The 2,591-nt window shown below is 38.5% G+C and carries 3 protein-coding genes; all 3 read right to left on the reverse strand.

Annotated elements, in window-relative coordinates:
* Positions 1-123: 123 nt before the first annotated feature.
* The 3 genes from ACTWQL_RS24725 to istA are packed head-to-tail and all read right to left on the reverse strand — an operon-like array spanning position 124 to position 2,499.
* Complete coding sequence (locus ACTWQL_RS24725; protein WP_443145002.1) at positions 124-435, reverse strand: hypothetical protein; 312 nt, start codon at positions 433-435, stop codon at positions 124-126.
* On the reverse strand, positions 432-1,211 hold the full coding sequence (istB, locus tag ACTWQL_RS24730) for an IS21-like element helper ATPase IstB (RefSeq protein WP_443145003.1): 780 nt from the start codon (positions 1,209-1,211) through the stop codon (positions 432-434). Before istB ends, ACTWQL_RS24725 begins: the two co-directional genes overlap by 4 nt.
* Complete coding sequence (gene istA / locus ACTWQL_RS24735; protein WP_443145004.1) at positions 1,204-2,499, reverse strand: IS21 family transposase; 1,296 nt, start codon at positions 2,497-2,499, stop codon at positions 1,204-1,206. Before istA ends, istB begins: the two co-directional genes overlap by 8 nt.
* Positions 2,500-2,591: the final 92 nt, after the last annotated feature.

The following is a 2,591-nucleotide window of genomic DNA, read 5'->3' on the forward strand; positions in this document are numbered from 1 at the left end:
ATATAAATGTCAATGATAATATGTACACTTTTGACGATTTTAGAATGTACACTTTTGTTCATTTTCTTAAGGGTTGATGATCCCTACCTAACGTTTAAAGTTAGGCAGGGGGTTCCTTTGAGACTAGAATGGCATTATCCCGAGTTGTTCCTTTAGGGCTTCTATTTCTTTTCTTAATAAAGATCGTTCTCTTTTTAGCTCGCTTATTTCTTCTAACAACCTTTCGGTTTTGGTTGGTTCATCAATTCCTTCTTCATATGCCGTCCCTCTCCATCGGCACCACTCATTAAACTGGTAAAGATCATCTTCGCAAACGGGGTTGTCCGTATTCGTTCTCCGATCTTTATTCATCCACTCTTGTACTTCACCTTCGTCACATGATACACAGTAGGACTGAAAGAATGTAGCTGCTTCCTTTGCCGTATATGAGCTCATTTAAGTATCTCCCTCTTATTACTCTCTGTTTTTTCTTGTACGAAATGATCCTTCAAACGATAGGAGTCTCCCGTAATGTTTACTACGGTTGCGTGGTGGAGGACCCGATCTAAGATGGCATTGGCGATTTTAGTATCCTGGAAGAGGTCTCCCCATAGTTTGAACGTTACGTTAGTTGTTAAGATCGTACTTTTCCTTTCGTACCTCATATCGATTAATTGGAAGAACAGCTTGGCATCCTCCTTGTCAATGGGTAAGTAGCCAATTTCATCGATGATAAGCAACTTATACTTCGCATAATGCTTCAATCGATTCTCCAGCCGATTTTCTAAGTTGGCTTTTTTTAGATTCATGATCAGGTCATTGCACTTGATAAAATACGTGCTTGTTCGTTTCTTTGCTGCTGCGATGCCAATCGATGTAGCTAAGTGCGTTTTTCCCACTCCACTTGGTCCTAAGAAAACGATATTTTCTTGTCGCTCAATGAACCGTAAGGTGGTAAAGTCTAATATTTGTGACTCATTAATGGATGGCTGAAACTCAAAATCAAAATCCTTAATCTCTTTTAAATGTGGAAATGCACCTACTTTTACCATGGATTTCATCATATTGATCTCTTTCATATCAATTTCGTAATCGGTCAGCTTCTTCAAGGTATCGGTGAAAGAGAGTTGATTGGTGGTCATGAAGTCGATCGTTTCATCAAGATGTAAGATCATTTGGTTTAACTTTAAATACTCTAAATTTTTAACCAGTTTCGTATACGCACTATTCATTTTTATACACCTCATCGATTGCCTCTAAATTCTTTTTCGCCAGTTCTTCAATTTCAATCGTAGTTTTATGTGGGAGGCCTCTGGCTAACGCCTCTGTATAATGCTCTGGCTTATACGTGATTTTTAGTGGGCTGATAGGGTGTTGGACAAGCAATTCCGTGTTATAATAAACAAAAATATGGTTATCATATATTTGTAATCCTACAGTTTTTCCGATGTATCCAGCGGGCACTGAGTACTGGTTAGACCTGTAGGCGATCATGTTGGAAGTATTCACTTTCACCTGTTGATGATCGATTTTATAGAAATCTCTTATTTGTTCATTTGGTAGTGGGCATAAGAGGTTTCTTTCTTTTTTCAGAGCCAGTATGGGTATTTTTCCTGTCCCTTGATGGTAGCTATTATTAATTCGGTCACAGAGTTTTTGGACGAATTGGTGGAGTTCTTCATAATTGAACTGCCCTTGATACGCATGAATCTCATCTAGAAGTTTCATCGGTGCTTCGACTTTCGCTTTGGTTTTGGGATTCCCGGCTTTACACGGTATTACCGTAAACCCCATATCCTTTGCGTATTGATAAAATCGTTCATTCACTTTTCCTTTTTGGTAGTCTGTTCGTGGCTCGTCCATCACCGTCTTCATATTATCTGTTAAGATCGTTTTCGGAACACCACCTATCGCTTCAAAGCTTTCCGTGAGGAAAGATAAAAGAACACTTTGAGACTTGGAGATGGATAAAAGAAAACTTCGGAATCTCGAATAGGAAAGTAAAAGGACACATACATTCACATACAAAATCTCGCCATCCTTCGTTATGTATCGAATCTTCTCCTTCCAATCTAATTGCGCTTGTTCTCCTGGTGCCGTCTCAAATCGTACCACCTCATTCGTTACAGCTTTTCGCTTTCCATTCTCAAAGTAACTCTGAAACTCTGGTTTCTTTGAGATGTATCCTCTAAATGTGGATGCTGCACATTGTAAACCGTGATTATCCGTTAAGTACTGCCATAACACTCGTTTATAATAAAAAATCTGAGGAGATTCCTTCGAAAGCAGTAGAGAAATCACATCGTAATAGTCATCAATTTGGGACTTGCGCTCTCGCAAGGTTTTAGGCTGAACCCCGCTCAGATACTTGTCGATGGTCCTCCGATCTACCCCCATGTCCCTTGCTAATTTACTTTTGTTTATCTTCATCTTTAAATTCTCCATTAATGTTTTTAATTTTGGTAAATCTGTTAGACTCTTAATTTCTAGATCTGTGTTTATGTTGACTGCGATATGCACAATATTCACCTCAAGAATATTATGCAGTTATCCGACAAAACTGTACATTTTTAAACGATCACTTCTGTACATCTTAAAATTAGCATTTATAC

It is taken from the genome of Pseudalkalibacillus sp. R45 (assembly GCF_052246725.1).
Classification (GTDB): domain Bacteria; phylum Bacillota; class Bacilli; order Bacillales; family Fictibacillaceae; genus Pseudalkalibacillus.